The organism is Bradyrhizobium ferriligni (assembly GCF_056837965.1).
Window position 1 is genome coordinate 26,676 of sequence record NZ_JBXEJO010000008.1, and the last position, 22,531, is coordinate 49,206.

Below are 22,531 nucleotides of genomic sequence, written 5' to 3' on the forward strand. Positions count from 1 at the left end.
GCCTCATGGTTCGAGACGCGCGTTCCGCGCTCCTCACCATGAGGGGGTCCATAGGTGCAAGGCGGCTTGACTGGCGCGATTGGTTGCGCGAAGCCCAATCCATCCCAGATATCCTTTATCCGGAAACCGAGATCCATGACCGCATCTGCCGCCCCGCACAAGCTGATCAAGAGCGCCACCGGCGATTGGGAGGTCGTGATCGGCATGGAGATCCATGCCCAGGTCACCTCGAACGCAAAGTTGTTCTCCGGCGCATCGACCGCGTTCGGCGGCGAGCCCAATTCCCATGTCTCGCTGGTCGATGCCGCGATGCCGGGCATGTTGCCCGTGATCAACGAGGAGTGCGTCCGCCAGGCGGTGCGCACCGGTCTCGGGCTGAATGCGAAAATCAACCTGCGCTCGGTGTTCGACCGCAAGAACTATTTCTATCCGGACTCGCCGCAGGGCTACCAGATCAGCCAGTACAAGTCGCCGATCGTGGGCGAGGGCGAGGTGTCGCTCGAGCTCGACGGCGGCCGCAGCGTCACGATCGGGATCGAGCGGCTGCACTTGGAGCAGGACGCCGGCAAGTTGCTGCACGATCAGTCGCCGACGATGTCCTATGTCGACCTCAACCGTTGCGGCGTCGCGCTGATGGAGATCGTCTCCAAGCCCGACATCCGCGACGCCGAGCAGGCCAAGGCTTACGTCACCAAGATGCGCTCGATCCTGCGCTACCTCGGCACCTGCGACGGCGACATGGAGAAGGGCAATTTGCGCGCCGACGTCAACGTCTCGGTGCGCCGTTACGGCGAGACCGCGTTCGGCACCCGCTGCGAAATCAAGAACATGAACTCGGTCAACTTCATCGGCCAGGCGATCGAGTACGAGGCACGGCGTCAGATCGAGATCATCGAGGACGGCGGCTCGATCGACCAGGAAACCCGGCTGTTCGACCCGAACAAGGGCGAGACCCGCTCGATGCGCTCCAAGGAAGAGGCGCACGACTACCGTTACTTCCCCGATCCCGATCTGTTGCCGCTCGAGTTCAGCCAGGCCTTCGTCGACAATCTGAAGGCGCAGCTGCCGGAACTGCCGGACGAGAAGAAGTCCCGTTTTATTACGGGCTTCGGTCTGTCGCCCTATGATGCGAGCGTGCTGGTGGCCGAGCGCGAGAGCGCGGAGTTCTACGAGACGGTGTTGTCGGGTCTTGCCGACAAGGCGCGCGACGGCAAGCTCGCCGCCAACTGGGTGATCAACGAACTGTTCGGTCGTCTCAACAAGGAAGGCGTCGAGATCGCAGCCTCGCCGGTGTCGGCGGAGCAGCTCGCCGCGATCGTCGACCTGATCGGCGAGGGAACGATTTCCGGCAAGATCGCCAAGGACTTGTTCGAGATCGTCTGGCAGGAAGGCGGCGATCCGCGCGCGCTCGTCGAGGCGCGCGGCATGAAGCAGGTCACCGACCTCGGCGCGATCGAGAAGGTGGTCGACGACATCATCGCGGCCAATCCCGACAAGGTCGAGCAGGCGAAGGCGAAGCCGCAACTGGTCGGCTGGTTCGTCGGTCAGGTGATGAAGTCGTCGGGCGGCAAGGCGAACCCGCAGGCGGTCAACGACCTCTTGAAGTCGAAGCTCGGCATCTGAACAACAGGACAATGATGTTGTCCTTGGCGCATGATCCAACCGGATCATGCTCCCTTGCATGCTTCCTTGCCGTCACCTCCGGCGTCGTCGCGCGCGCGTGAACACGGCGTGATCCTGCCTCACACCCTCCGTTCGCGGTCGCGCCGGCACCATCGGCGCCGAATCGCCGAAGCCGCGATTCGTTCGCAAATCCGGTTCGGATGACCTCAAACGAGGCAAAACCCGTCTTACCCACGAAAATTTTTTCGTTGCCAAAAATTACGACTCGGCGTCGGCGACGCGCCGCATTTCGTTGGCGCTCGCGACTCAACGCAATGACGGTCGCGCGTCGATCGCTCGAATGCGAATTCAAGAAAAGCCTACAACAGAAGGCGTTTCCTGCAACGTTGACAAATGCCGATGTCGGCGGCCGTTGCGTTTCTTGCATCGTCGCGCGAATGACGCGTCGATTTGAACGGCGGCGCGCACGGTGCGCACTGCCAGCGCTGCGTCAACACTTCCTTAAGCGGGACACTGTTTTTTTCGGTCTGTTGGTGTATTCGGGAAGTAGTGCATATCGATTCCCGAGTGCACGCAGCGAAGTAAGAGCCATCTCACATACTGGAGGGCAACATGGCTAAGAAGGCAAAGAAGGCGAAGAAGGCGAAGAAGGCGAAGAGCGCAGTGAAGAAGACTGCGAAGAAGACCCGCAAGGTCGCCAAGAAGAAGTAAGCCTCTCGCCTCGAGAGGATTGCCGGCGGCTTGACGCCGGCACGTCGCGAGAGCCAGCGGACGGACTGCTGAGAGGCACATCCACCTAAGGCTCTAGCTGACGAAAGAGGGTGTCGGCGAGACATCAGGTCAAACGGCTGGATCGAATTTCGGAGAGGGCAACCTTCCCAAAACCGGTCCGGCAGAAGAAACAGAGATTTCTTCGTTCGGTGCGGAGCCCGCTTGGTTCCGCAATTTCACCGGCGAGAATGCCGAGCTGAAATCTGGTCCTGACGTGTTCGCCGACCCCCTCGTTCCGGCGGCCCGCGCAGTCCGCGCCCGGCAGCCACTTTCCCCATCCCCATTCCGGATCGACGTTGGGCCTGACGGCCTCGCGTTGCTTTTGTCTGTGCACCCGACCGCACGCCGCTCCGCGGCTCGTCGATTGGTCGCGCCGCCCCGCCGCCAATTTCGAAAACTGATCCCTGGCGGGACCTGCCGCCGCCCGCGGCCAATGTCCGCCATGGTTATCGTTGTCCCAAGCACCAGGGTAAACCGACGTTCACGAATGCAAGGAAGTGCCTGCGGCACAGGCACTTCTGCGATTCCCGGAGGCGCCCCTGGCGGTGCCGATTTACATCCCGTTCATCGCGATACTTAAACCGCTCTTCAAATTTGATGGGCCATGATCATCCCAACAAGCCGGCAACCGGCACGCGGTGATCCCAAGGATCGGCGCGGGGCATGATCAAGAGATCAGCCTGGGGATGACAGGGTAGTTTTAACAGTGGACGGGGGCCGCGCTCGGGGGAGGGCGGCCAACAACAAAAAGGGGAATGAGAATGTTTCAGGGGGTCATCGATCAGGAAAGCGCTGTCCCGGTTGCCGCAACGGCGATCCAGGACGTGCTGTTCGAACGTGGCATGTATTGGGCGAGCGGCCGCTCCGGTGTGGTCAACCTCATCGCGGCGCACAAATGGTTCAACCTGGCGGCGCTCAAGGGACGTACTGACGCGATCGCGCACCGCCGCGAAGTCGCCGAGCAGATGTCCGATGTCGAGATCGCAGCTGCCCAGCGCGAAGCCCGCGCCTGGATGACGACGCACTAAGGCAACCGATATCGATGGGAGCCTCGGCTCCCTCGCTCCATCTAGAACCAGTATCGCGCCGCGTAGATCACGGTCATCAGCGCTCCGGCCACGATGACGAACTGCCGGACGATGTGGCCGGGAAGGATCCGGATCAGGAAGCCTCCGGCATAGCCGCCGATCATGGCGCCGAGCAGCATCGCCAAGGTCTCCGGCCACCGCACTGCTCCCTCAAAGACAAAGATCAATGTGGCGGCGAGCGACACGCAGGTCGCGAGCAGGTTCTTCAACGCCTTGATCGCCCTGATGTCGTTGGGCTCGGTGATCGACAGCACCGCGGTCAGGATGACGCCGAGACCGGCGCCGAAGAAGCCTCCATAGATGCACGCCAGCCCCAGCCCGGCACTGCTCGCGCCGGTCGAGGGCAGCGCTGCGGCCCTCTCGCGCCCGAGGGTCCATCCTTGGATCTGCGGCGCGAAGCCGAACAGCAACGTTGCGAATGCAATCAAGGCTGGTACCGGCAGCAGGAACAGCCGCTCGGGAAGCAGCAACAGCACGCCGGCGCCGACCGCGCCGCCCACCGTGGCGACCGCGACGAAGCGGATCGTGCGCCGCGTCGGCGGCGGCAGCTTGCCGCGATCGGCGAGCGCTGCGATCAAATGCCCCGGCGAGATCGCCACCGCATTCGACGCATTGGCGATGACGGCCGGCAGGCCCGCTGCGAGCATCGCCGGAAAGGTGATGAGCGTCGCGCCGCCCGCCAGTGCATTGATGATCCCTCCGGCGACCCCGGCCGCCAGCAGCAGAAGACTTGTCTGGGTATCCATCCTTCACCCTCTTGAGGGTGAGCAGGCTAGCGGGCGGCGCGCCAATCGGTCTGGAACGTCTGTGACGTCGGTTCAGCCGCGCCAGTAGACGCCCGGCGTCGTGCCGAAGGTGCGGCGGAACAGCCGGGTGAGGTGGCTCTGGTCGGAAAAGCCCGCATCGGCCGCGGCTGCTGCGATCGGCTCGCCCGCGCGCAGCAATTGCCGGGCAAGATTGAGGCGGGCCAGCAGGCGGAAGGTATGCGGCGGGATGCCGAGCTCGCGGCTGACCATGCGGCTGAACCCTTCGCGGCTTCGCCCGAAGCCGGCGGCAATCGCGCCGATCGGCGCGACGCTCTCGGTCAGCGCGATGCCGAGCTTCGTCCTGTCGGTGCACCCGGCGGGGTGGGATGGCGCGCGCGACAGGATGTCGCCGGCGATCTCGCCGACGTGCTCAGGCGAGATCTCGTCGAGGTTCCGCCAACGCTGCCCGAAGCGGATGATCCGCACCGACGAGCAGACGCGGCCGGCTGGAACGTAGGCGTTCAGGCAGACCGTTTCCTCGTCCGACATCGTCATGGGTGCATGCAGCATTCCCGCCGGAATGAGCGCAGCATGGCCGGCAGGCACGGTGACGGTCGCGCCGCCGATGCGAAAGGCGCGCGACCCTGACAGCACCAGCACGATCTGGTTCTCGTCATGGAAGTGCGGCTTGAGGCCAAGCGAGCCGGCGCCGCGCCACGATGCCAGCTCGACGATGCCGTCACTGTCCGCTCGCCGATAATTCCAGGTATTGGTCATGGCGAACGGAGTGATCACAGAGGTCTTGAAGCGATCGGGCAGGTGAGCCCGGAACGCTAGCACAGGGATCGCCGACCGTCAGGAGGCTTCACCCCTGCGCAACCGAAACGATCGGCGAGGCCGTTCGCATGGTCGCCATCGCGATGAGGGCGGCGACGAGGTTGGCGGCTGCACTGATCGCCACCGGAATGAAGTAGCTGTGGCTGATGTCGTAGGCGAAGCCGGCGGCGCTCGGGCCCAGCAACGTGCCAACAGCGACGCTGGTGTAGAGGATGCCGATGATGCCGCCGACATTGCGGCCGCCGAAATGGTCGGTGACGACAGCGGGCAGGATCGCGACCCAGCCGCCATAGAACAGGCCGAACAGCAGCGCGAAGACCGTGAGCGACCAGAAGGTGCCGGCGATCGCCCAGATCGCCAGCGAGACGGCCATGCCGAGATACATCGCGACCAGGAATGCATCGCGGCCGACCCGGTCGGCGATGCCGCCGAGGAAGAACCGGCCGGCGGTGCTGCCGACCCCGATCATCCCGAGCAGCAGCACGGCAAGCGTAGGCGCGACCTGATGATCGACCGCAAAGGGCACGAGGTGCACGAAGGGCACGAACACGCCGAACGCGCTGATCAGGCAGGCGGCATAGAGCCCGGCGAAGCGCGCGGTCCGCACCGCAGCGCGGATCGAGACGCCTTGGCGGAGCGGCGCGCCCGAAACCGTCTCGAGCGGATCGCCGTCCGGTCCGGTGCCGTAGCGGCGCGGATCGTCCGCGATCAGCAGCGAGGCACCGATCCCGGCGCCGGCGGCGACAACGCCCAGCACGACATAGGCATCGCGCCAGCCGAGGCTCGTGATCAGCCAGGTCGCGAGCGGGGGCATCACCAATGTGCCGACCCCGATCCCGCTGACGGCGAGGCCCGACGCAAAGCCGCGCCGCCTGACGAACCAGCGCTGCACGGCGCCCAAGGTCGGAACGTAGGCGCAACCGACGCCGGCGCCGATCCCGATGCTGTAGGCGGCATAGACCTGGAGGATGGTCTGGGCCTGTCCCGCCAGCACCATGCCGAGACCGACCAGCGCCATTCCGAGGCCAGTGAGCCTGCGTGCGCCCCAGCGATCGGCAAGCGGACCGGAGATCATCCCCAGGCCGAAATACAGGAAGCCCGCGAAGGAGAACACCAGCGACACCGAGCCGCGCGAGGCGCCGAACTCCCGCTGCAGGGACTCGACGAAGGACGAGAACGTGTAGGCGCTGCCGAAGCCGATCAATGTGACGACGAAGGCTGCTGCGACCACATACCAGCCGTAGAACGGCTTGGTTCGTTGATAACCGGCATGCATGACGGCATTCTTCATGATCGTTCTCCCTGTGCCGCGTAACCACTGGGCTTGCCCGGCGGGTAGAGCAGCATCTGCGTGCAGCGAAACAGCGCGATGGTCTTGTCCGTCGCCTCGCTGCGGATTTCGGCGTCCCACACCTGGGTGGTGCGCCCGGCGTGAACGAGGCGCGCCTCGCAGCTCAAACCGCCTTCGCGCGCGGCGCCGATGAAGTTGGTCTTCAACTCTCCGGTGGCGAAGCCGATGGCGCCATCCGGCAACGACGCGAGGCAGCCGAACCCGCATGCGGTATCGGCCAATGCGACGATGCATGCGCCGTGCAGCAGCCCGTGCGGCGAGAAGTGTTTTGCCGCAATCTCGAAGCGGCCGCGGATGTGGCCGCGTCCGGCTTCGAGCCATTGAAAGTCCAGGAGGCCGGGCAGGCTGCCGGCTTGCGACGCGTTGATGCGCTTGACGAGCGGGCCGGTCTTGCCGCCTGCAGCGATCTCGTGGAGGCCGAGCTTGTTTGCGACCTCGGTCATGGCCTGGCTCCATCAAGAAAACAGGGCCGTCGGGAGCGGCAAAGAAGATTAGAAAATCTAAGTTCCATGGCTCGACTTTCTCTGCATTGACGCGGCTTTCAGCATCGGATTAAGCTGATAGAGCGCCCGGAAGGCCGAGTTGGCAAACCAGATTTGCTGGACGAGTTAGATTAGAAAATCTAAATCATGGAAAGCAGGCTTCCACCCCTGAACGCGCTCAAGGCGTTCGAATCCGCCGCTCGCCATCTCTCGGTGAAGCTTGCGGCCGAGGAGCTATGCGTGACGCCGGGCGCGGTCAGCCAGATGCTCAAGACGCTCGAAGCCGATCTCGGCGTGAAGCTGTTCGAGCGGGTGCCGCGCGGCATCTATCTCACCGACGCCGGCCGCGACTATCTGCCGTCGATCCGCAACGCGTTTCGCCAGATCGCGGATGCCTCGCGCCGCGTCGCGGCTTCCGTCGATGTCGGTACGCTGACGGTGAGCGTCACGCCGTTCTTTGCGTCGGCCTGGCTGGTGCCCCGCATGGCCTCGTTTCAGGGCGCGCATCCCGAGATCGATCTGCAGATCGTCACCAGCAACACAGTGGTCGATTTCTCGCGCAGCGGCGTCGACGTCGCGGTGCGCCACGGCCTTGGCCGCTATCCCGGGCTGCGCAGCGACCGCGTCGTCACCGTGGAGATGGTGGCGGTCGCATCGCCGTCGCTGGTTGCGCGCCTCGGGCGACCGGCATCTCCTGGCGCGCTCGCAAGCTGGCCGCAGGTGCATGACGCCGATCGCAAGGGGTGGAGCCTGTGGTTTCAGGCCAACGGCATCGCGGAGGTTCGCACGCCGCGCGGACCCTCGTTCGATGACAGCGGCCTTCTGCTGAAGGCCGTGCTGACAGGGCAGGGCGCGGGCCTGCTGCCGGCCGCGATGGTGGCAAATGAGATCGCGAGCGGTGAACTGATCCAGCTGCTCGAGACCGCGCATCTGGAGGAGTTCGCGTACTATCTCGTCTGTCCCGACAACCGGCAGTCGCTTCCGAAGATCGCGGGCTTTAGGGAATGGATCCTGGGTCCGGTCGCCCAGCTAGCCGCCGCTGGGCGCTAGCGATCCGGTGGCGGCTTACCGATAGAACGCGTTGGGCGGCACGCCAAAATGCTTGCGGAACATCGCGGTGAAGGCGCTCTGGCTGGCATAGCCGGCATCGAGCGCGACATCGACCACGCGCGCGCCGCGCGCGAGGCGTTCGAGCGCGAACAGCAGACGTGCCTGCTGACGCCATTCGCCGAACGTCATGCCGGTCTCCCTGGCGAACAGACGATGGATGGTCTTCGACGTCAGCTTCAGCCGGCGCGCCCATTGCTCGGCCGTGGAGCCATCGTCCGGGCGGGCCACCAGCGCGGCGCAGACCCGCGCGAGCCTTTCGTCGCGCGGCATCGGCAGATGCAGCGGCAGCACATCGACTTCGCGCAGCTGGTCGAGCAGCACGCGCATCAGGCGCTCGTCGGAGGTCGCGGGCGCATAGTCCAGCGGGACGCGCATCGCGGCGACGAACAATTCGCGCAGCAGCGGCGAGACCGCGAACACGCAGCTGGCCTGCGGCAGATTGGGAGCCGCGTCGGCGTCCACGAACACGGTGCGGATCTTGACCGCGCCGCACATCCGGACCTCGTGCTCGAGATCGGCCACGAGCCACACCGCGCGATTGGGCGGCACCACCCAGGTGCCTTCGGCACATCGCACGACCATCACGCCTTCGATCGCGTAGAGCAGCTGGCCGCGCGGATGCGCGTGCAGGCCGGTCGACGCGCCGCTCGGATAGTCGATCTCCATCGCCGCCATCGGCCGCGCCGTGGCGTGATAGTCGAGGTGCCGTGTGATCAGCTCGTCCAACACGTCTTCATCTCGCATGTCCCAATTTCGCTAGGTGAGGTCAGTCTAGCGTGAGACGGACTCCGGCGCGACAGGTAGTTGCTGGTGTGTCCTTCACCAACGCGCTGCCGGGTCATGTTCAAGTCAAAAGCTGCACTTCTCTATCCCTTCCTTGCCATCGTGCTGTGGGCAGGCAACGTCATCGTCTCTCGCCTCTCGGCCCACACGATCGGTCCGCAGGCGATCACCTTCTATCGCCTGCTGGTCGCGGTGCTCTTGATGTCTCCGTTCGTGGCGCGCGGCGCCTGGCGCAATCGGCATGAGATCTGGCCGCATCTTGGTCCGCTCGCGATCCTCGGCTTCCTTGCGATGTGCCTGTTCCAGAGCCTGTCGTATCTCGCGGCCGAGACCACCACCGCGACCAACATGGCGGTGTTCACCGCGCTGACGCCACTCTTGACGGTCGCCCTCAGTGCCGCGCTGCTCGGCGAACCGCCAACGCTTGGCATGATCTGCGGCGCGCCGCTGTCGTTTGCGGGCCTCGTCTATCTCGTCAGCGGCGGCGACTTGTCGTCGTTGTTGCAGAACGGCGTGCATGCGGGCGACGCGCTGATGCTGCTGGCCGCGATCGTCTATGCGCTGTACGGCGTGCTGCTGAAACGCTGGAACCTGCCGATCACTGGATGGCAATCCACCTACATGCAGGCGCTGTGCGCACTGGCCGTGATGTTTCCCGCGATCCTCGCGACGCCGGCGCCGCTGCGGCAGGTCAACGCCGAAACCTGGCCGCTGATCGTCTATGCCGGCGCGCTGGCCTCGGTCGTGCTGCCGTTTCTCTGGATCCGCGGTGTCGCGCAGCTTGGCCCGAACCGCTGCGCGATCTTCATGAACCTGCTGCCGGTGCTGACGGCCGCAGCCGCGATCGTGATGCTGGGCGAGCCGGTCAGGCCATTCCACGTCATCGGCGGCGGCCTCGCGCTGCTCGGCGTCGCCTGCGCGCAGGTCTTTCCGCGGCCGGTCAAGACGGCCCGCGATGTGCGATAACCCGCAAGTCAAGGATTGGCGATCTCGCTGTTTTGATTGCATGTGAGAGGCCAGGGCAGAATACAGCGCTACGGTCGGCGATCACCTGTCCGATGAACGGAGTGATCGCAATGTGCGTTGCCTTACGTGTTTGCTTGCCTATTTCCTTGGCCCTGACGTTGCCCCTTGTGGTCCTGTGGAGTGCGGATGCTGATGCCGCAACTGCGCATCATCGCCGCGCGCGACAGTCCCCCATCATCCGTCCAAGTGAACAGATTGTCCCTCCGGACCGGTACGTATATCCGGGCTTTGGCCCGATACAGCCTGGCGAGAACCGAAATCTCGATCCATCCACCCGCGGCGGCGGCTGATGTCGGTCAGCGCCCGCACTGATGCTTCATCGCATCGGTCGCTCTACCAGCGTACAGGAAGTTGGTCAAAGATCGAGCTATGCGGCGTCGGTGACCAATTTGTGCTGAGATCTTTCGGCGACACGCTGTTCGAGTGTGGCGATGGTTCGCTTGAGATTGGCGTACCGCTCATTGAGCGACCTTGCCAAGATCGGATACCTCGCGTCCGATCGGTCGTAAATTCCCGCGCGCTGTTCTTCGGTCGCGATATCGGCTTCGATCTGCTGGCAGGCCAGGATGAGATCGGACAGCATCTTGCCGACTGTCGACTCTCGTCCGCCATGTCCGCGAGCTGTCTCAAAACGATGATGCATGTTCATTTGCGTGCTCCGAATGTCTGAGTTCGGCACATCGAGAACGGCGGCGCCGAACTATTCACGGATACATCGCAAGTTGCCTGCCAACCTCGGGTCCGTAGGAATACGGTCGGGCGGTCTGGCGCAGGGTGCGCCACCGGGTGAACGACAGCCTGATGGGGTCTCGCAGACTAGTCTCGCCGCCACGCCGGAACGCAAGCACCTAGCGTGACACGCTTGAAGTCTCGAGCGGCGTCCTGATCTCCAGCCTGTTCAGCAAACCTGACCGCTGCCTCCATGTCCTGAGCGGCGGACGCGCTCTCGCAGAATTGGCTGCGAATTTCAGCCCGGTATCGATATGCCCTGTAGTTCATCGGGTTGTACTGAAGCGCAAGGTTGTAGCTATTTTGCTCCTCAGCGGCGCCTCGGCGGGCTTCATCCGACTGACTGCCGAAGTTGGTTTGGCGATCGAGTGCCTGCAGTGTCCCGAGCTCCGTATAACGCAGAGACATCGCACCGAGACTGGCAGGAAGTGCGTCGCCCGACGAAGAAGGTTGCCTCGCCGAGGTGCGTTCAATTTCGATCTTCTTGTACTTGATGGCGTTGCCGTAATCCCGCAAGCTTTGGAACGTGCTCGATATTTCGCTGTTGATCGACGCAAGATAGGCGGTCGGGAGGCGTCGATCGCTCAGCAGGTTGAGGCATGCCTGTATCTTTGCCTGCGGAGGCAAGACGTCGCGACATTCCTTGTCAACCACACGCCACTCGTCCCGCGAATGCAGCGTCGGCGGCGTCTGCGCAGCAGGCAGAACGAGAACCAGCGCGAAACAGATCGCTAACCTGAGACCGCGACTTGGTACATCCATTTATTTCTTCGCCTTCAGCCCGATCTCGACCGGCCGGCGGATTCTTCGTGCGGGCTTCTTGATCATTTGATGCCAAATAATCAAGCCGAGGGAAAGCTGACGCAGGTCATAGATGGACCTAAAAGTGAGGCCGTTCGTGACTGGGAAAGACCGAACGGCCCCAGCCGGCCCGTAGTGCCAAAATGGAAGAAATAGGCCGGCGCTCCAGCTACGAAGTCGGCGGACAATGGTTTCACCAATGTCAATTGACGTTGCTACCGTGCTGCCCCCGGACGCGGCCGATTGCTATGAGCGCGCAGGGTCGGCTTGACGGCAGGTCGTCAAAACAAACGCCGCCTTGCTGCATTGCCACTCGCTGCCGAGCGCAGCGCTTGAGACCGGCCGCGGGGCAGCAACGATCGCCAGCGCAACAACCATGCAAGCCAGCGAAGTTGCGACCACGAGCCTGCCTGCTTTGGATGGGAAGCGCTGTCGTAGCCAGAAGCCTAAGTCGACGGATCGGCGAAGCTGGGCGTTACGCAGAACCTGGTCGAGATCCTGGAATTGGATGCCACTGTCTTGCTGCATGGCCTTACCCCGGAAATGTTCAGGTGAAAGAAAACAATGCGGGGATCGTGGGCGCGGTTTGTTGCGCGCTCGCTTCGCGGAGCCGGGAATGATGTTTCATTCACGCGGAGGTGACGACCGGTCCAGGCCAGGGGCCGGCATTTGGCTCGTCAGCTTCATGCACTATGATTTGGGATACTTCGACCTGGAGCACAAAACCCTGCAACCCCTCGACAACCCGTTCGGCACGAGGTTGTCACCCATGTCTTAGGTACGACCTGTTACCCATGTCTCCGGGCTGGACACACAATGAGTATGGCGGAGACGGAGGGATTCGAACCCTCGATAGGCCTTTACAAGCCTATAACGGTTTAGCAAACCGCCGCCTTCAGCCACTCGGCCACGTCTCCAATGGCGCCGATATGCCCGAGAGGGCGCTGAGCCGCAAGCGGCAGATTCAGATTGCGCCAAGGTGATTTGAGGGCAGCTCGGCCGCCGGCCGTTCCCGAGCCTTCATATATCGCGCCAATCGGCAGGCGTCGGAGCGTCTCGATGCTTAAAATGCAAGATATAACAATGAATTAGCCCGATACTGGATCGCGGCTGGAAGCGCACGGCGCCAAGCCTGTTGAAAACCGGTTGCGCCGGCTCATTCCACGCTGGCGCCGCGGCGCAAATCGGCCTCGATCTGCAATTTGGTGCCGCCGCCGAACCGGGCGCGGTAGACCTGCAGGTTTTCCATGATCCGCTGGACGTAGTTCCGCGTCTCCGAGAACGGAATCAGCTCGACCCAGTCGACCGCGTCGACCTTGGGATCGCGCGGATCGCCATAGCGCTCGATCCACTTCCGCACGCTGCCGCGGCCGGCATTGTAGGCGGCGAAGGTCAGGATATAGGAGCCGCGGTAGTCCTCGAGCAGGCCGCCGAGCTCGGCGGCGCCGAGCATCGCGTTGTAGACCGGATCGGTCTTCATCCGGTTGAGGTCGAAGCCGATGCCGGCGCGCTTGCAGACGTAACGTCCGGCGTCCGGCGTCACCTGCATCAGGCCGTAGGCCTGGGCCGGCGACACCACCGCCGGATTGAACGCACTCTCCTGGCGCGCGATCGCGTAGACGACGCTCTGCTCGACCTCCGGCCCGACCTGGCGGAACGACGGAATGCCGTTGACCGGATAGGCGTAGTGGTCGAACGGCAGTCCGCGGTTGAGCGCGGCCTTGCCCATCAGCAGCATGCCGCGGGCATCGCCGTGGCGCCCGGTGAGCTCGCCGAGGCCGGCGAGGGCCTCCGGATCGCCATTGTCGCCCATGTCGCCGAAGATCGGGATCGCGAGCTCGCGCGCGTCGATTTCGTAGAGCAGCGCCACCGCGCGCACGATCTCCAGCCGCTCGGCGCCGCGGCCGCGCGGCGCGCTGTTCAGCTCGATCTGCGGCAGGCCGAGCTTGGCACGCGCGAGCTGGCCGTAATAGCTGGTGGACTGCTCGGCCGCGCGTCCGTAAGCGGCGCGCGCCTCCTGGCCGCGGCCGGCGGCCTCCGCGGCGCGGCCCTGCCAATAGCCGGCACGCGCCAGCGCGGTCGGGTTGGCGCTGCCGACGCCGATCCGCGCGAAATGCTGGGCGGCGAGGGCGGGATCGTTGAGGAAGCGCAGCGCGATCCAGCCCGAGGTGAATTCCTGCTCGGTCTTGTAGATGTCGCGGGCCGGCAACGCCGCGTCGCGCGCGATCAGATAGGCGGTGCGAAACTCGTTGGTGTCGATCATCTTGCGCGCCAGCAGCCGGCGCTCGATCCACCATTCGTCGACGTTGTAGAGGCGGGAGGCTTCCTTCGGTGCGCTCAGCATCAGCCGCGCAGCCTCGGCGAATTTCTCCTCGCGGCGGAGTAACTGAATCCTGGCGAACAAATAGCCGGTGTCGCCGGAGAGCTCGCTCGGCACGGCTTCCAGCAGCGCGCGCAGGTTCGAACCCTTGCGGGTGGCGGCGATGCGTGCCTTCGCGAGCGCCACGTAGCCGGAGCCAAGGCGCTTGGCTTCGCGCATGCCGGCGGCCTCGTTGTCGGTGCCATACAGCATGGTGTCCATGCGTGCCTTGTGGTCGCCGGCAGTCAGTAGCGAGCCGAACAGGTCGAGCGCGGTGTTTTCGGTGTCCTCGCTCATTCCGTCGTTGCGCCAGGCCTCGCGGACCAGGCGCTCGGCATTGCCGCGGTCGCCGCGTCCGATCATCACCTTGGCGAGCGCGAGCCGGCCCTTGGCCGAGACCGGCGATTCATTCTGGAACCAGGTCCAGACCGCGGAGTCGTCGCGGCGGTCGTCCCACAGCGAGGCCTCGATGCGGCGACGCAGGAAGGTCTGCGACGGCCAGCTCGGATTGGCATCGAGGAAGGCGCGGTAGCGCTCGACCGAGGCGCCGTTGTCCTCGCTGCGCAGGATCAGCCATTCGGCAAGCTTGCGCGCGACCGGATCGGAGATCGAGGCCTCGGCCTCGGTGGCGTCCGCCGGCCTGCGCTTGCGCAGCAGCTCGACGACGCTTGCAAGCGCTTCCTTGTCCGACTGCGACGTCGAGGATGTCGCGGCCACGGCCGCAGGCAGCACCGGCTTGCGCGCGATCGGTGCGGCATGCTGGCGGGTTGCCGGAACCAGCGCGGGCGCGGGCACCGACCTGCTCGATACAGTTCCCGTTGCAACCGGAGCGGCGGGCTTGGCCGCGGTGGTCTTGGAGGTGTTGGTCTTGGACGTGGTGCCCTTGGATTCCGGGGTCTTCGGAGTCGTTGCCTTGTGAGCTTCGGTCTTGGCAGGAGCGGCCTTGGCCCCGTCGGTCTTGACCGCGCCGGACTTGGACGACGTTGTCTTTTGAGCCTCGGTCTTGTGAGCCTCGGTCTTGTGAGCGTCAGTCTTGGCAGCGTCGGGCTTGGCTGCGTCAGTCTTGGCAGCGCCGGGTTTGGTTGCCGTTGGCTTTGAAGCCGCCGCCTTCGGAGCCGCGGACTTCGGCGTGGTATTGGAGGCGGCGCTCTTGGAGGCCGTGTCTTGGGCAGCCGGCTTTGCGGTTGGAGCATCCTCGGCGGCCCAGGCATCTGCCGTGATGGCGGCAAGGCCGACAACGAGCGCCAGGCTCGTCGCCAGCGCCGTCGACCGCAATGTGCCTGCGCGAACGGAACGGATCACAGAAGTCCTCTGCGGCCCCGAATCATCTGGTCGTTTGGGCCATGGGTTCTTATTTGATTGAAAACGTACACAAAATACTAAGAAGCCTGCCGGTGCGGCTGTTTGCGCCAGCACAACGGCAAAATCGCGGCTGGAAACGATTTCGCGCGCCGCAGATTACCGTTGGGAATAGGTACGGTACGGCCCTTTCGTCTGTCGGCCAGACCCGATATGAATTGCCTTTCATGGCGTTTCGCAACAACCGGGTGCCGGTCGCACGGACGTGAAGCACGCCAACAACAAGGGTCCGTCGACCTAGCCTTTAGCCTGAAGCGTTTGGAGGAAGTCCATGGCAGCCAAGACAAAATTCCGGGGATCATTCACTGCCTTGGTGACGCCCTTCAAAAACGGCTCGGTGGACGAAGCGGCGTTCCGCAGCCTCGTGAACTGGCAGATCGCCGAGGGCACCCACGGCCTGGTGCCGGTCGGCACCACAGGCGAGAGCCCGACGCTGAGCCACGACGAGCACAAGCGGGTGGTCGAGTGGTGCATCGAGGAGGCCAAGGGCCGCGTGCCCGTGATCGCCGGTGCCGGCTCGAATTCGACCAAGGAGGCGATCGAGCTCGCTGAGCACGCCGAGAAGGCCGGCGCCACCGCAGTGCTGGTCGTGACGCCGTACTACAACAAGCCGACCCAGGAAGGCATGTATCAGCACTTCAAGGCGATCAACGATGCGATCGGCATTCCGATCATCATCTACAACATCCCGCCGCGCTCGGTGATCGACATGTCGGTCGACACCATGAAGCGGCTGTTCGAGCTGAAGAACATTGCCGGCGTCAAGGACGCCACCGCGAGCATGGTGCGGGTCTCGCAGCAGCGCGCCGCGATGGGCGAGGATTTCAACCAGCTCTCCGGCGAGGACGCCACCATCATCGGCTACATGGCCCATGGCGGCCACGGCTGCATCTCGGTGACCTCGAACGTCGCGCCGCGGCTGTGCTCGGAGTTCCAGACCGCCTGGCAGAAGGGCGACGTCACGACGGCACTGAAGATCCATGACAAGCTGATGCCGCTGCACACCAACCTGTTCATCGAGAGCAATCCGGCGCCGGTGAAGTACGCGATGTCGCTGCTCGGCAAGCTGGACGAGAAGCTGCGCCTGCCGATGGTGCCGGTCACCGAAGCGACCCGCCAGGCGGTCCGCAGCGCCATGGTGCATGCCGGCCTGATCAACTGAGCCGGACCGCGGCCGCCGCGACCAGTGCCGTGCGCAATGTCGAACAGAAGGGGATGGGCATGCTGAAGGAATTCCGCGAGTTCGCCATGAAGGGCAATGTCGTCGACCTCGCCGTCGGCGTCATCATCGGTGCGGCCTTCGGCGCGATCGTCACCTCGCTGGTCGGCGACATCATCATGCCGATCATCGGCGCGATCACGGGCGGTCTCGACTTCTCCAACTATTTCACCGGGCTTTCCAAGGCCGTCAACGCAACCAACCTCGCCGACGCCAAGAAGCAGGGTGCGGTGCTGGCCTGGGGCAACTTCCTGACGCTGACGCTCAACTTCCTGATCGTCGCCTTCGTGCTGTTCATGGTCATTCGCGCCATGAACCAGTTCAAGCGCAAGGAAGAGGTCAAGCCTGCCGAGCCGTCGAAGCCGTCCGCCGAGGCCGTGCTGCTGACGGAAATCCGCGACCTCCTCAAGAAGAGCTAAAGTGGCCGAGAAGAACGAACGTCCCATCAAGGTCGTTGCCGAGAACCGAAAGGCCCGCTTCAACTACGCGATCGAGGACACGATCGAGGCCGGCATTTCGCTGACCGGCACCGAGGTGAAATCAATCCGCAGCGGCAAGAGCACGATCGCGGAATCCTATGCGGATTCCAAGAACGGCGAGTTGTGGCTGATCAACGCCAATATCCCCGAATATCTGCAGGCCAACCGCTTCAACCACGAGCCGAAGCGGCCGCGGAAGCTGCTGCTGCATCGCAAGCAGATCAACAAGCTGCTCGGCGCGGTCGACCGCGAGGGCATGACGCTCATTCCGTTGAAGCTGTATTTCAACGAGCGCGGCCGTGCCAAACTGCTGCTGGCGGTCGCCAAGGGCAAGAAGCTGCACGACAAGCGCGAGACCGAGAAGAAGCGCGACTGGAGCCGCGAGAAGGGCCGCCTGATGCGGGCGCGGGGATAGCACGGTGCGGAACGGCGTCATCGCGATGACGGCGGATGGAGAGGGTCCGATGAGCCAGAGCAGCCTCACTGACGTCGACTGGAGCAAGATTCCGGCACCTAGCGATGACGGCGGCGCGGCGCACCTCGTCGGCATGACGATCCCGCCGGTCAGGCTGCGCGCCACCGACGACACCGCCGTGGCGCTGTCGGCGCTCAAGGGCCGCACCGTGGTGTTCGCCTATCCGCGAACTGGCGAGCCCGGCAAGATCGGGCTGGTCGACGATTGGGACATGATCCCGGGCGCCCGCGGCTGCACCCCGCAGACCTGCGCATTCCGCGATCTGTTTGCCGAACTGAAGGCGGCCGGTGCCGCCCAGGTGTTCGGGCTGTCGACGCAAAGCAACGCGTACCAGACCGAGATGGCGTCGCGGCTGCATCTGCCGTTCCCGGTGCTGTCCGACGAAGCGCTGGAATTGACGCACACGTTGAAGTTGCCGACGATGTCGGTGGCCGGCCTGACCCTGATCAAGCGGCTCGCGCTTGTGATCGACGACGCGCGCATCACGCACGTGTTCTATCCGGTGTTCCCGCCTGACCGGAACGCCGGCGACGTGCTGGCTTGGCTGAAGGCCAATCCGCGGAGGGACTAGCGCAACGTGATGTGATGGGGCCGTCGCAGGTCACGCTGCGAAAATATCGAGAACAACCCCATGCAAAGTAGCCCGGCGGCGGCCGGCGTTCGACCAGGCAACTTGACACGTCGGGCAATTCAGGGATATATTTCTAATATTCCGAAATTGTGCATGCCTCCGCCCAAGGCGGTCGCGGATGCTAGCCGAGCTCCTTGCGCACGGTCGCGAACACCTTGCGGAACATGTCGGTCGTCAACACGCCGGTGTTCGTGTTGTAGCGCGAGCAGTGGTAGCTGTCGTAGAGCTTGAATCTGCCCGCACTATGCACGGCACCGTGCACAAAAGGCGCGGCCGCCAAGCGAACATCCAGCGCCTTGAGAGTCGATTCGTGGGCGATTCGTCCGAGCAGCACGATCGCGCGCAGCTTCGGCATCGTGGCGATGGTGGCGCGGAGGAATTGCCGGCAGGTGTTGATCTCGGCCGGCAGCGGCTTGTTCTGCGGCGGCACGCAGCGCACCGCGTTGCTGATCCGGGCGTCGACCAGCTTCAGCCCGTCGTCCGGCCGCGCCTGATAGACGCCGCTGGCGAAGCCATATTCGAGCAGGGTCGCATAGAGCAGATCACCGGCGTAGTCGCCGGTGAAGGGACGGCCGGTGCGGTTGGCGCCCTGCAGGCCCGGCGCGAGCCCGACGATCAACAGCCGCGCATTCGGATCGCCGAACGATTCCACCGGTGAGTTGAACCAGCCCGGCTCGCGTGCGCGCGCCTGCGCGCGGAACTCGGCCAGCCGTGGACAGAGCGGACAGTTGCTGTCGGGGCGCGTGGCAGCGGTGACGAGATTACTCGTCGAAATCGTCATCGGCTCCCCGTGGGGCCATGGTGGTCGCGCGCTGCAGGAATTGCGGGGAGTGGTGGCGCGGTTCGCGCGGGGCCGGACGTTCCGACGGATCGCGGCCGAGCTTGGATTGCAGCTCGACCAGGTCGGTGAAGACGTCGGCCTGGCGGCGCAGCTCGTCGGCGATCATCGGCGGCTGGCTGGCGATGGTGGAGATGACCGTGACGCGAACGCCGCGGCGCTGCACGGCCTCCACCAGCGAGCGGAAGTCGCCATCGCCGGAAAACAGAATCATCTGGTCGATGTGTTCGGCGAGTTCCATGGCATCGACGGCGAGCTCGATGTCCATGTTGCCCTTCACCTTGCGGCGGCCGCTGGCGTCGATGAATTCCTTGGTCGCCTTGGTGACGACGGTGTAGCCGTTGTAATCGAGCCAGTCGATCAACGGGCGGATCGACGAATACTCCTGATCCTCGATGATCGCCGTGTAGTAGAACGCACGGAGCAGCGTGCCGCGACTCTGGAACTCCTTGAGGAGGCGCTTGTAGTCGATGTCGAAGCCCAGCGTCTTAGCGGTGGCGTAAAGATTCGCTCCGTCGATGAAGAGCGCGATCTTGTTGGAAACAGGTGACGACATCAAAGTGTTCTCGCGTGGTTGTTAGTGTTCTTAGCGCGGCGGTGATCAACCGCGCGCAATTTCCGGCGTTGCTGCCTAAAGTTCTGTGAATCTTTCCCCACGACAGTCACCACCGCAATTATGGTGAGGCGAGGGCAAAAAGCCTAGACCCTTGACATTGCAATGAAGAGATTTACTCGCCTGGGACAGCAACCTAGCCATGTCGTCAGACGCTCCGGCCCTTCTGGCCCCCGTCAGACCGGGTTATCAGAGCCTGTTCGGAAGGCAAATCACAAATTTTACCTTGCGAAACGGGGGCTAGGCCTATAACTAACCCTCATAACCTACATGTTTGGTCCCTTTTACCACGGAGCGCCTCGAGATGGCTCGCGTCACCGTCGAAGATTGCATTGACAAGGTCGACAATCGTTTCGACCTCGTCCTGTTGGCCGCGCATCGCGCCCGGATGATCTCGTCGGGGTCGCAACTCACGGTTGATCGCGACAACGACAAGAATCCGGTCGTCTCGCTGCGGGAGATCGCCGATTCGACGATCTCGCCGGAAGACCTGAAAGAGGAGCTCGTGCACTCCCTGCAGAAGTTCGTCGAGGTCGACGAGCCCGAGCCCGACACCGTGCCGCTGATCGGTTCCGCCGGTGCCAGCGTCGACGCCGACGACACCGAGGTCGCGGTCGAGCGGATGACCGAGGAAGAGCTGCTGAAGGGCCTCGAGGGTCTGGCGCCCCCGGAAGAACAGCCCGAGGAAGACGAGTAAGCTCGCCGTCGTTTCGAACCGATTTACCGAAGGCCCGGACATTGCTCCGGGCCTTTGCTTTTGTTGACAATTTTGCTGTTACGGTGCGTCCTATGCGGACGCGCGAAATTGAATGGTTCCAGGGCCCGCGCGGGGTGCTGCTTCATTCGAAAGCGCACTAGATTGAAGAAAGGTGGGACATTCCGGTCCCGCGCGAGAGGCAGCGAGTTCATGGCGTATCGACGCCGCAGTTCCATCCAGATGCAGGCTGCAACCGAAACGGTCGCGGTGGCGCCGACGTCGTCCACGGCGGAAAGGCCGGCCAAGCCGCGGACGCGAATGATGCGACAATATGACCTCGTCGAGCGCGTCCGCTCCTATAACCCCGACACCAACGAAGACCTGCTCAACCGCGCCTATGTCTACGCCATGAAGGCGCACGGCACGCAGACGCGTGCTTCCGGCGACCCCTATTTCTCGCATCCGCTCGAGGTCGCCGCGATCCTCACCAACCTCAAGCTCGACGACGCCACGATCGTGGCGGCGCTGCTGCACGACACGATCGAGGACACCGAGGCGACGCGGGCCGAGATCGACAATGTGTTCGGCCACGAGATCGGCGCGCTGGTCGAGGGCCTGACCAAGCTGAAGCGGCTGGAACTGGTGTCGCGCGAGGCCAAGCAGGCCGAGAATTTGCGCAAGCTGCTGCTTGCGATCGCCGACGATGTCCGCGTGCTGCTGATCAAGCTGGCCGACCGCTTGCACAACATGCGCACGCTGGAATTCGTGCCGCCGGCCTCGCGCCGCCGCATCGCCGAAGAGACGTTGGATATCTATGCGCCGCTGGCCGGTCGCATGGGTATGCACGAGATGCGCGAGGAACTCGAGGACCTGTCGTTCTTCGTGCTCGATCCCGAGGCCTATGCGGTGGTCAAGCAGCGGCTCGATTCACTGGCCGAGCGCAACCGCAATTTGATCGGCGAGATCGAAACCCAGCTCTCCAAGAACCTGCAGAAGAACGGCATCACCGCGCGGGTGTTCGGCCGCCGCAAGCAGCCGTTTTCGATCTGGACCAAGATGGAGCGCAAGTCGGTCGGCTTCGAGCAGCTGTCCGATATCTACGGCTTCCGCATCATCCTCGACGATGTCGGGGCCTGCTACCGCGCGCTCGGCATCGTCCACACCACCTGGCCGGTGGTGCCGGGCCGCTTCAAGGACTACATCTCGACCCCGAAGCAGAACGACTACCGCTCGATCCACACCACGGTGATCGGGCCGGGCAAGCAGCGCGTCGAGCTGCAGATCCGCACCGAGGACATGAACCAGATCGCCGAGTTCGGTATCGCCGCGCATGCCTTCTACAAGGAGGGCGCGGGCTCGCCGCACGAGCGGATGAAGCACGAGTCCAACGCCTTCGCCTGGCTGCGCCACACCATCGGCATCCTCTCGGAAAGCGCCAATCCGGAAGAATTCCTCGAGCACACCAAGCTCGAGCTGTTCCACGATCAGGTGTTCTGCTTCACGCCGAAGGGCAAGCTGATCGCGCTGCCGCGCAACGCCAACGTGATCGATTTCGCCTACGCCGTTCACACCGGCGTCGGCAACAGCGCGGTCGGCTGCAAGATCAACGGCAAGTTCGCGCCGCTGTCCTCCGAGCTGCAGAACGGCGACGAGGTCGAGGTGCTGACCTCGAAGGCGCAGTCCGCGCCGCCGTCGGCCTGGGAAGCGCTCGCCCGCACCGGCAAGGCGCGGGCCGCGATCCGCCGCGCCACCCGCGACGCCGTGCGCGACCAGTATGCCGGCCTCGGCCGCCGCATCGTCGACCGCCTGTTTGCCCGTGCCAAGATCGAATATGCCGACGACAAGCTGAAGGGTGCCTTGCCGCGGCTCGCGCGCACCTCGATCGAGGACGTGATGGCCTCGGTCGGGCGCGGCGAGATCAAGGCTTCCGACGTCGCGCGCGCGATGTATCCCGACTACAAGGAAGAGCGGCTGGTGCGCTACGGCGCCAAGAAGGGCCTCGCCGCCAAGCTGAAGACGCAGAACCCGCCGCATCCGGCGCGCGCCACCTCGGTGATCCCGGTGCGTGGCATCAATTCCGACCTGCCGGTGAAGTTCGCGCCGAACGGCGGCGCGGTGCCGGGCGACCGGATCGTCGGCATCGTCACGGCGGGCGAGGGGATCACGATCTATCCGATCCAGTCGCCGGCGCTGAAGGATTTCGAGGAGGAGCCGGAGCGCTGGCTCGACGTGCGCTGGGATATCGACGAAACCATGCCGCAGCGCTTTCCTGCGCGCATCCTGGTCCACAATGTCAACGAGCCCGGCAGCCTTGCCCAGATCGCGACCGTGATCGCCGAGCACGACGGCAACATCGACAACATCCACATGTCGCGCCAATCGCCTGACTTCACGGAGCTGACCATCGATCTTGAGGTCTATGACCTCAAGCATCTCAGCGCTATCATCGCCCAGTTGCGCGCCAAGGCCGTCGTCGCTCGGGTCGAGCGCGTCAATGGTTAGGCTTCCGCCTGT

21 protein-coding genes and 1 tRNA gene are annotated in these 22,531 nt (G+C 64.1%); 10 read left to right on the top strand and 12 right to left on the bottom strand.

What is annotated here, in order from left to right; genetic code table 11:
• Positions 1-135 precede the first annotated feature (135 nt).
• Entirely contained in the window at positions 136-1,623 is a 1,488-nt protein-coding gene (gene gatB, locus AC1VNY_RS06290; RefSeq protein ID WP_482404531.1) for an Asp-tRNA(Asn)/Glu-tRNA(Gln) amidotransferase subunit GatB, read from the top strand.
• A gap of 1,532 nt (positions 1,624-3,155) precedes the next feature.
• Entirely contained in the window at positions 3,156-3,422 is a 267-nt protein-coding gene (locus tag AC1VNY_RS06295; protein ID WP_018271956.1) for a hypothetical protein, read from the top strand.
• A 41-nt stretch (positions 3,423-3,463) separates the two neighbouring features.
• Here the strand turns inward: AC1VNY_RS06295 and AC1VNY_RS06300 are convergent, their stop codons facing one another.
• The 4 genes from AC1VNY_RS06300 to AC1VNY_RS06315 form a co-directional block, all read right to left on the bottom strand.
• Complete coding sequence (locus tag AC1VNY_RS06300; RefSeq protein ID WP_482404532.1) at positions 3,464-4,228, bottom strand: sulfite exporter TauE/SafE family protein; 765 nt, start codon at positions 4,226-4,228, stop codon at positions 3,464-3,466.
• A 72-nt stretch (positions 4,229-4,300) separates the two neighbouring features.
• The gene (locus tag AC1VNY_RS06305; protein WP_482404533.1) at positions 4,301-5,005 is read right to left on the bottom strand and encodes a helix-turn-helix domain-containing protein; all 705 of its coding nucleotides are present in this window, start codon (positions 5,003-5,005) and stop codon (positions 4,301-4,303) included.
• An 88-nt stretch (positions 5,006-5,093) separates the two neighbouring features.
• A complete protein-coding gene (locus AC1VNY_RS06310) occupies positions 5,094-6,356 on the bottom strand; it encodes an MFS transporter (protein ID WP_482404534.1) in 1,263 nt (420 codons plus the stop codon).
• Positions 6,353-6,859 carry a PaaI family thioesterase gene (locus tag AC1VNY_RS06315; RefSeq protein WP_482404535.1) on the bottom strand — a complete coding sequence of 169 codons (507 nt, stop codon included), beginning with the start codon at positions 6,857-6,859 and terminating at the stop codon, positions 6,353-6,355. The genes AC1VNY_RS06310 and AC1VNY_RS06315 overlap by 4 nt, the downstream gene beginning before the upstream one ends.
• 186 nt (positions 6,860-7,045) lie before the next feature.
• Here AC1VNY_RS06315 and gcvA point away from each other — a divergent pair, with 186 nt between their 5' ends.
• A complete protein-coding gene (gene gcvA / locus AC1VNY_RS06320) occupies positions 7,046-7,948 on the top strand; it encodes a transcriptional regulator GcvA (protein WP_482404536.1) in 903 nt (300 codons plus the stop codon).
• A 15-nt stretch (positions 7,949-7,963) separates the two neighbouring features.
• Here the strand turns inward: gcvA and AC1VNY_RS06325 are convergent, their stop codons facing one another.
• Positions 7,964-8,752, bottom strand: coding sequence for an AraC family transcriptional regulator (locus AC1VNY_RS06325; protein ID WP_482404537.1), 789 nt, complete (start codon positions 8,750-8,752; stop codon positions 7,964-7,966).
• Positions 8,753-8,848: 96 nt separating this feature from the next.
• On the opposite strand from AC1VNY_RS06325, the gene AC1VNY_RS06330 reads away from it, so the two are divergent.
• Entirely contained in the window at positions 8,849-9,757 is a 909-nt protein-coding gene (locus AC1VNY_RS06330) for a DMT family transporter (RefSeq protein WP_482404538.1), read from the top strand.
• 427 nt (positions 9,758-10,184) lie between these two features.
• Here the strand turns inward: AC1VNY_RS06330 and AC1VNY_RS06335 are convergent, their stop codons facing one another.
• From AC1VNY_RS06335 to AC1VNY_RS06355, 5 genes are all read right to left on the bottom strand, one after another.
• Entirely contained in the window at positions 10,185-10,466 is a 282-nt protein-coding gene (locus tag AC1VNY_RS06335; RefSeq protein WP_038385365.1) for a hypothetical protein, read from the bottom strand.
• 167 nt (positions 10,467-10,633) lie between these two features.
• The gene (locus tag AC1VNY_RS06340; protein ID WP_482404539.1) at positions 10,634-11,308 is read right to left on the bottom strand and encodes a hypothetical protein; all 675 of its coding nucleotides are present in this window, start codon (positions 11,306-11,308) and stop codon (positions 10,634-10,636) included.
• 285 nt (positions 11,309-11,593) lie between these two features.
• Positions 11,594-11,875 carry a hypothetical protein gene (locus tag AC1VNY_RS06345; RefSeq protein WP_482404540.1) on the bottom strand — a complete coding sequence of 94 codons (282 nt, stop codon included), beginning with the start codon at positions 11,873-11,875 and terminating at the stop codon, positions 11,594-11,596.
• Positions 11,876-12,170: 295 nt separating this feature from the next.
• Positions 12,171-12,264 (bottom strand) — tRNA-Ser (locus tag AC1VNY_RS06350).
• A gap of 239 nt (positions 12,265-12,503) precedes the next feature.
• Positions 12,504-15,008, bottom strand: a complete 2,505-nt coding sequence (locus AC1VNY_RS06355; protein ID WP_482404541.1) for a transglycosylase SLT domain-containing protein — start codon at positions 15,006-15,008, stop codon at positions 12,504-12,506.
• Between the two features lie 328 nt (positions 15,009-15,336).
• On the opposite strand from AC1VNY_RS06355, the gene dapA reads away from it, so the two are divergent.
• Genes dapA through AC1VNY_RS06375 form a run of 4 tightly spaced genes read left to right on the top strand, consistent with a single transcriptional unit; the run spans position 15,337 to position 17,809 of the window.
• A complete protein-coding gene (gene dapA / locus AC1VNY_RS06360) occupies positions 15,337-16,227 on the top strand; it encodes a 4-hydroxy-tetrahydrodipicolinate synthase (protein WP_028333835.1) in 891 nt (296 codons plus the stop codon).
• A gap of 59 nt (positions 16,228-16,286) precedes the next feature.
• On the top strand, positions 16,287-16,703 hold the full coding sequence (gene mscL / locus AC1VNY_RS06365; protein ID WP_461194110.1) for a large conductance mechanosensitive channel protein MscL: 417 nt from the start codon (positions 16,287-16,289) through the stop codon (positions 16,701-16,703).
• A gap of 1 nt (position 16,704) precedes the next feature.
• Positions 16,705-17,178 (top strand): SsrA-binding protein SmpB, encoded by a 474-nt coding sequence (gene smpB, locus AC1VNY_RS06370; RefSeq protein ID WP_461194056.1) that lies wholly within the window; start codon positions 16,705-16,707, stop codon positions 17,176-17,178.
• 49 nt (positions 17,179-17,227) lie between these two features.
• A complete protein-coding gene (locus tag AC1VNY_RS06375; protein WP_482404542.1) occupies positions 17,228-17,809 on the top strand; it encodes a peroxiredoxin in 582 nt (193 codons plus the stop codon).
• A 181-nt stretch (positions 17,810-17,990) separates the two neighbouring features.
• Here AC1VNY_RS06375 and AC1VNY_RS06380 read toward each other — a convergent pair whose 3' ends face one another.
• Together AC1VNY_RS06380 and AC1VNY_RS06385 are read right to left on the bottom strand one after the other, a co-directional pair.
• Complete coding sequence (locus AC1VNY_RS06380; RefSeq protein ID WP_482404543.1) at positions 17,991-18,650, bottom strand: uracil-DNA glycosylase; 660 nt, start codon at positions 18,648-18,650, stop codon at positions 17,991-17,993.
• Positions 18,631-19,263: a LabA-like NYN domain-containing protein gene (locus AC1VNY_RS06385; RefSeq protein ID WP_016844002.1), complete on the bottom strand. Its 633-nt coding sequence runs from the start codon at positions 19,261-19,263 to the stop codon at positions 18,631-18,633. The genes AC1VNY_RS06380 and AC1VNY_RS06385 overlap by 20 nt, the downstream gene beginning before the upstream one ends.
• Before the next feature lie 361 nt (positions 19,264-19,624).
• On the opposite strand from AC1VNY_RS06385, the gene rpoZ reads away from it, so the two are divergent.
• Positions 19,625-20,017, top strand: a complete 393-nt coding sequence (rpoZ, locus tag AC1VNY_RS06390) for a DNA-directed RNA polymerase subunit omega (RefSeq protein WP_016844003.1) — start codon at positions 19,625-19,627, stop codon at positions 20,015-20,017.
• Between the two features lie 210 nt (positions 20,018-20,227).
• Positions 20,228-22,519 (top strand): RelA/SpoT family protein, encoded by a 2,292-nt coding sequence (locus AC1VNY_RS06395; protein ID WP_028340980.1) that lies wholly within the window; start codon positions 20,228-20,230, stop codon positions 22,517-22,519.
• The last annotated feature ends 12 nt before the right edge of the window (positions 22,520-22,531 follow it).

Coding starts and splice junctions, on each gene's coding strand:
- gatB (WP_482404531.1), top strand. CDS start 136: ATGACCGCATCTGCCGCCCCGCACAAGCTGATCAAGAGCGCCACCGGC.
- AC1VNY_RS06295 (WP_018271956.1), top strand. CDS start 3,156: ATGTTTCAGGGGGTCATCGATCAGGAAAGCGCTGTCCCGGTTGCCGCA.
- AC1VNY_RS06300 (WP_482404532.1), bottom strand. CDS start 4,228: ATGGATACCCAGACAAGTCTTCTGCTGCTGGCGGCCGGGGTCGCCGGA.
- AC1VNY_RS06305 (WP_482404533.1), bottom strand. CDS start 5,005: ATGACCAATACCTGGAATTATCGGCGAGCGGACAGTGACGGCATCGTC.
- AC1VNY_RS06310 (WP_482404534.1), bottom strand. CDS start 6,356: ATGAAGAATGCCGTCATGCATGCCGGTTATCAACGAACCAAGCCGTTC.
- AC1VNY_RS06315 (WP_482404535.1), bottom strand. CDS start 6,859: ATGACCGAGGTCGCAAACAAGCTCGGCCTCCACGAGATCGCTGCAGGC.
- gcvA (WP_482404536.1), top strand. CDS start 7,046: ATGGAAAGCAGGCTTCCACCCCTGAACGCGCTCAAGGCGTTCGAATCC.
- AC1VNY_RS06325 (WP_482404537.1), bottom strand. CDS start 8,752: ATGCGAGATGAAGACGTGTTGGACGAGCTGATCACACGGCACCTCGAC.
- AC1VNY_RS06330 (WP_482404538.1), top strand. CDS start 8,849: ATGTTCAAGTCAAAAGCTGCACTTCTCTATCCCTTCCTTGCCATCGTG.
- AC1VNY_RS06335 (WP_038385365.1), bottom strand. CDS start 10,466: ATGAACATGCATCATCGTTTTGAGACAGCTCGCGGACATGGCGGACGA.
- AC1VNY_RS06340 (WP_482404539.1), bottom strand. CDS start 11,308: ATGGATGTACCAAGTCGCGGTCTCAGGTTAGCGATCTGTTTCGCGCTG.
- AC1VNY_RS06345 (WP_482404540.1), bottom strand. CDS start 11,875: ATGCAGCAAGACAGTGGCATCCAATTCCAGGATCTCGACCAGGTTCTG.
- dapA (WP_028333835.1), top strand. CDS start 15,337: ATGGCAGCCAAGACAAAATTCCGGGGATCATTCACTGCCTTGGTGACG.
- mscL (WP_461194110.1), top strand. CDS start 16,287: ATGCTGAAGGAATTCCGCGAGTTCGCCATGAAGGGCAATGTCGTCGAC.
- AC1VNY_RS06375 (WP_482404542.1), top strand. CDS start 17,228: ATGAGCCAGAGCAGCCTCACTGACGTCGACTGGAGCAAGATTCCGGCA.
- AC1VNY_RS06380 (WP_482404543.1), bottom strand. CDS start 18,650: ATGACGATTTCGACGAGTAATCTCGTCACCGCTGCCACGCGCCCCGAC.
- AC1VNY_RS06385 (WP_016844002.1), bottom strand. CDS start 19,263: ATGTCGTCACCTGTTTCCAACAAGATCGCGCTCTTCATCGACGGAGCG.
- rpoZ (WP_016844003.1), top strand. CDS start 19,625: ATGGCTCGCGTCACCGTCGAAGATTGCATTGACAAGGTCGACAATCGT.
- AC1VNY_RS06395 (WP_028340980.1), top strand. CDS start 20,228: ATGGCGTATCGACGCCGCAGTTCCATCCAGATGCAGGCTGCAACCGAA.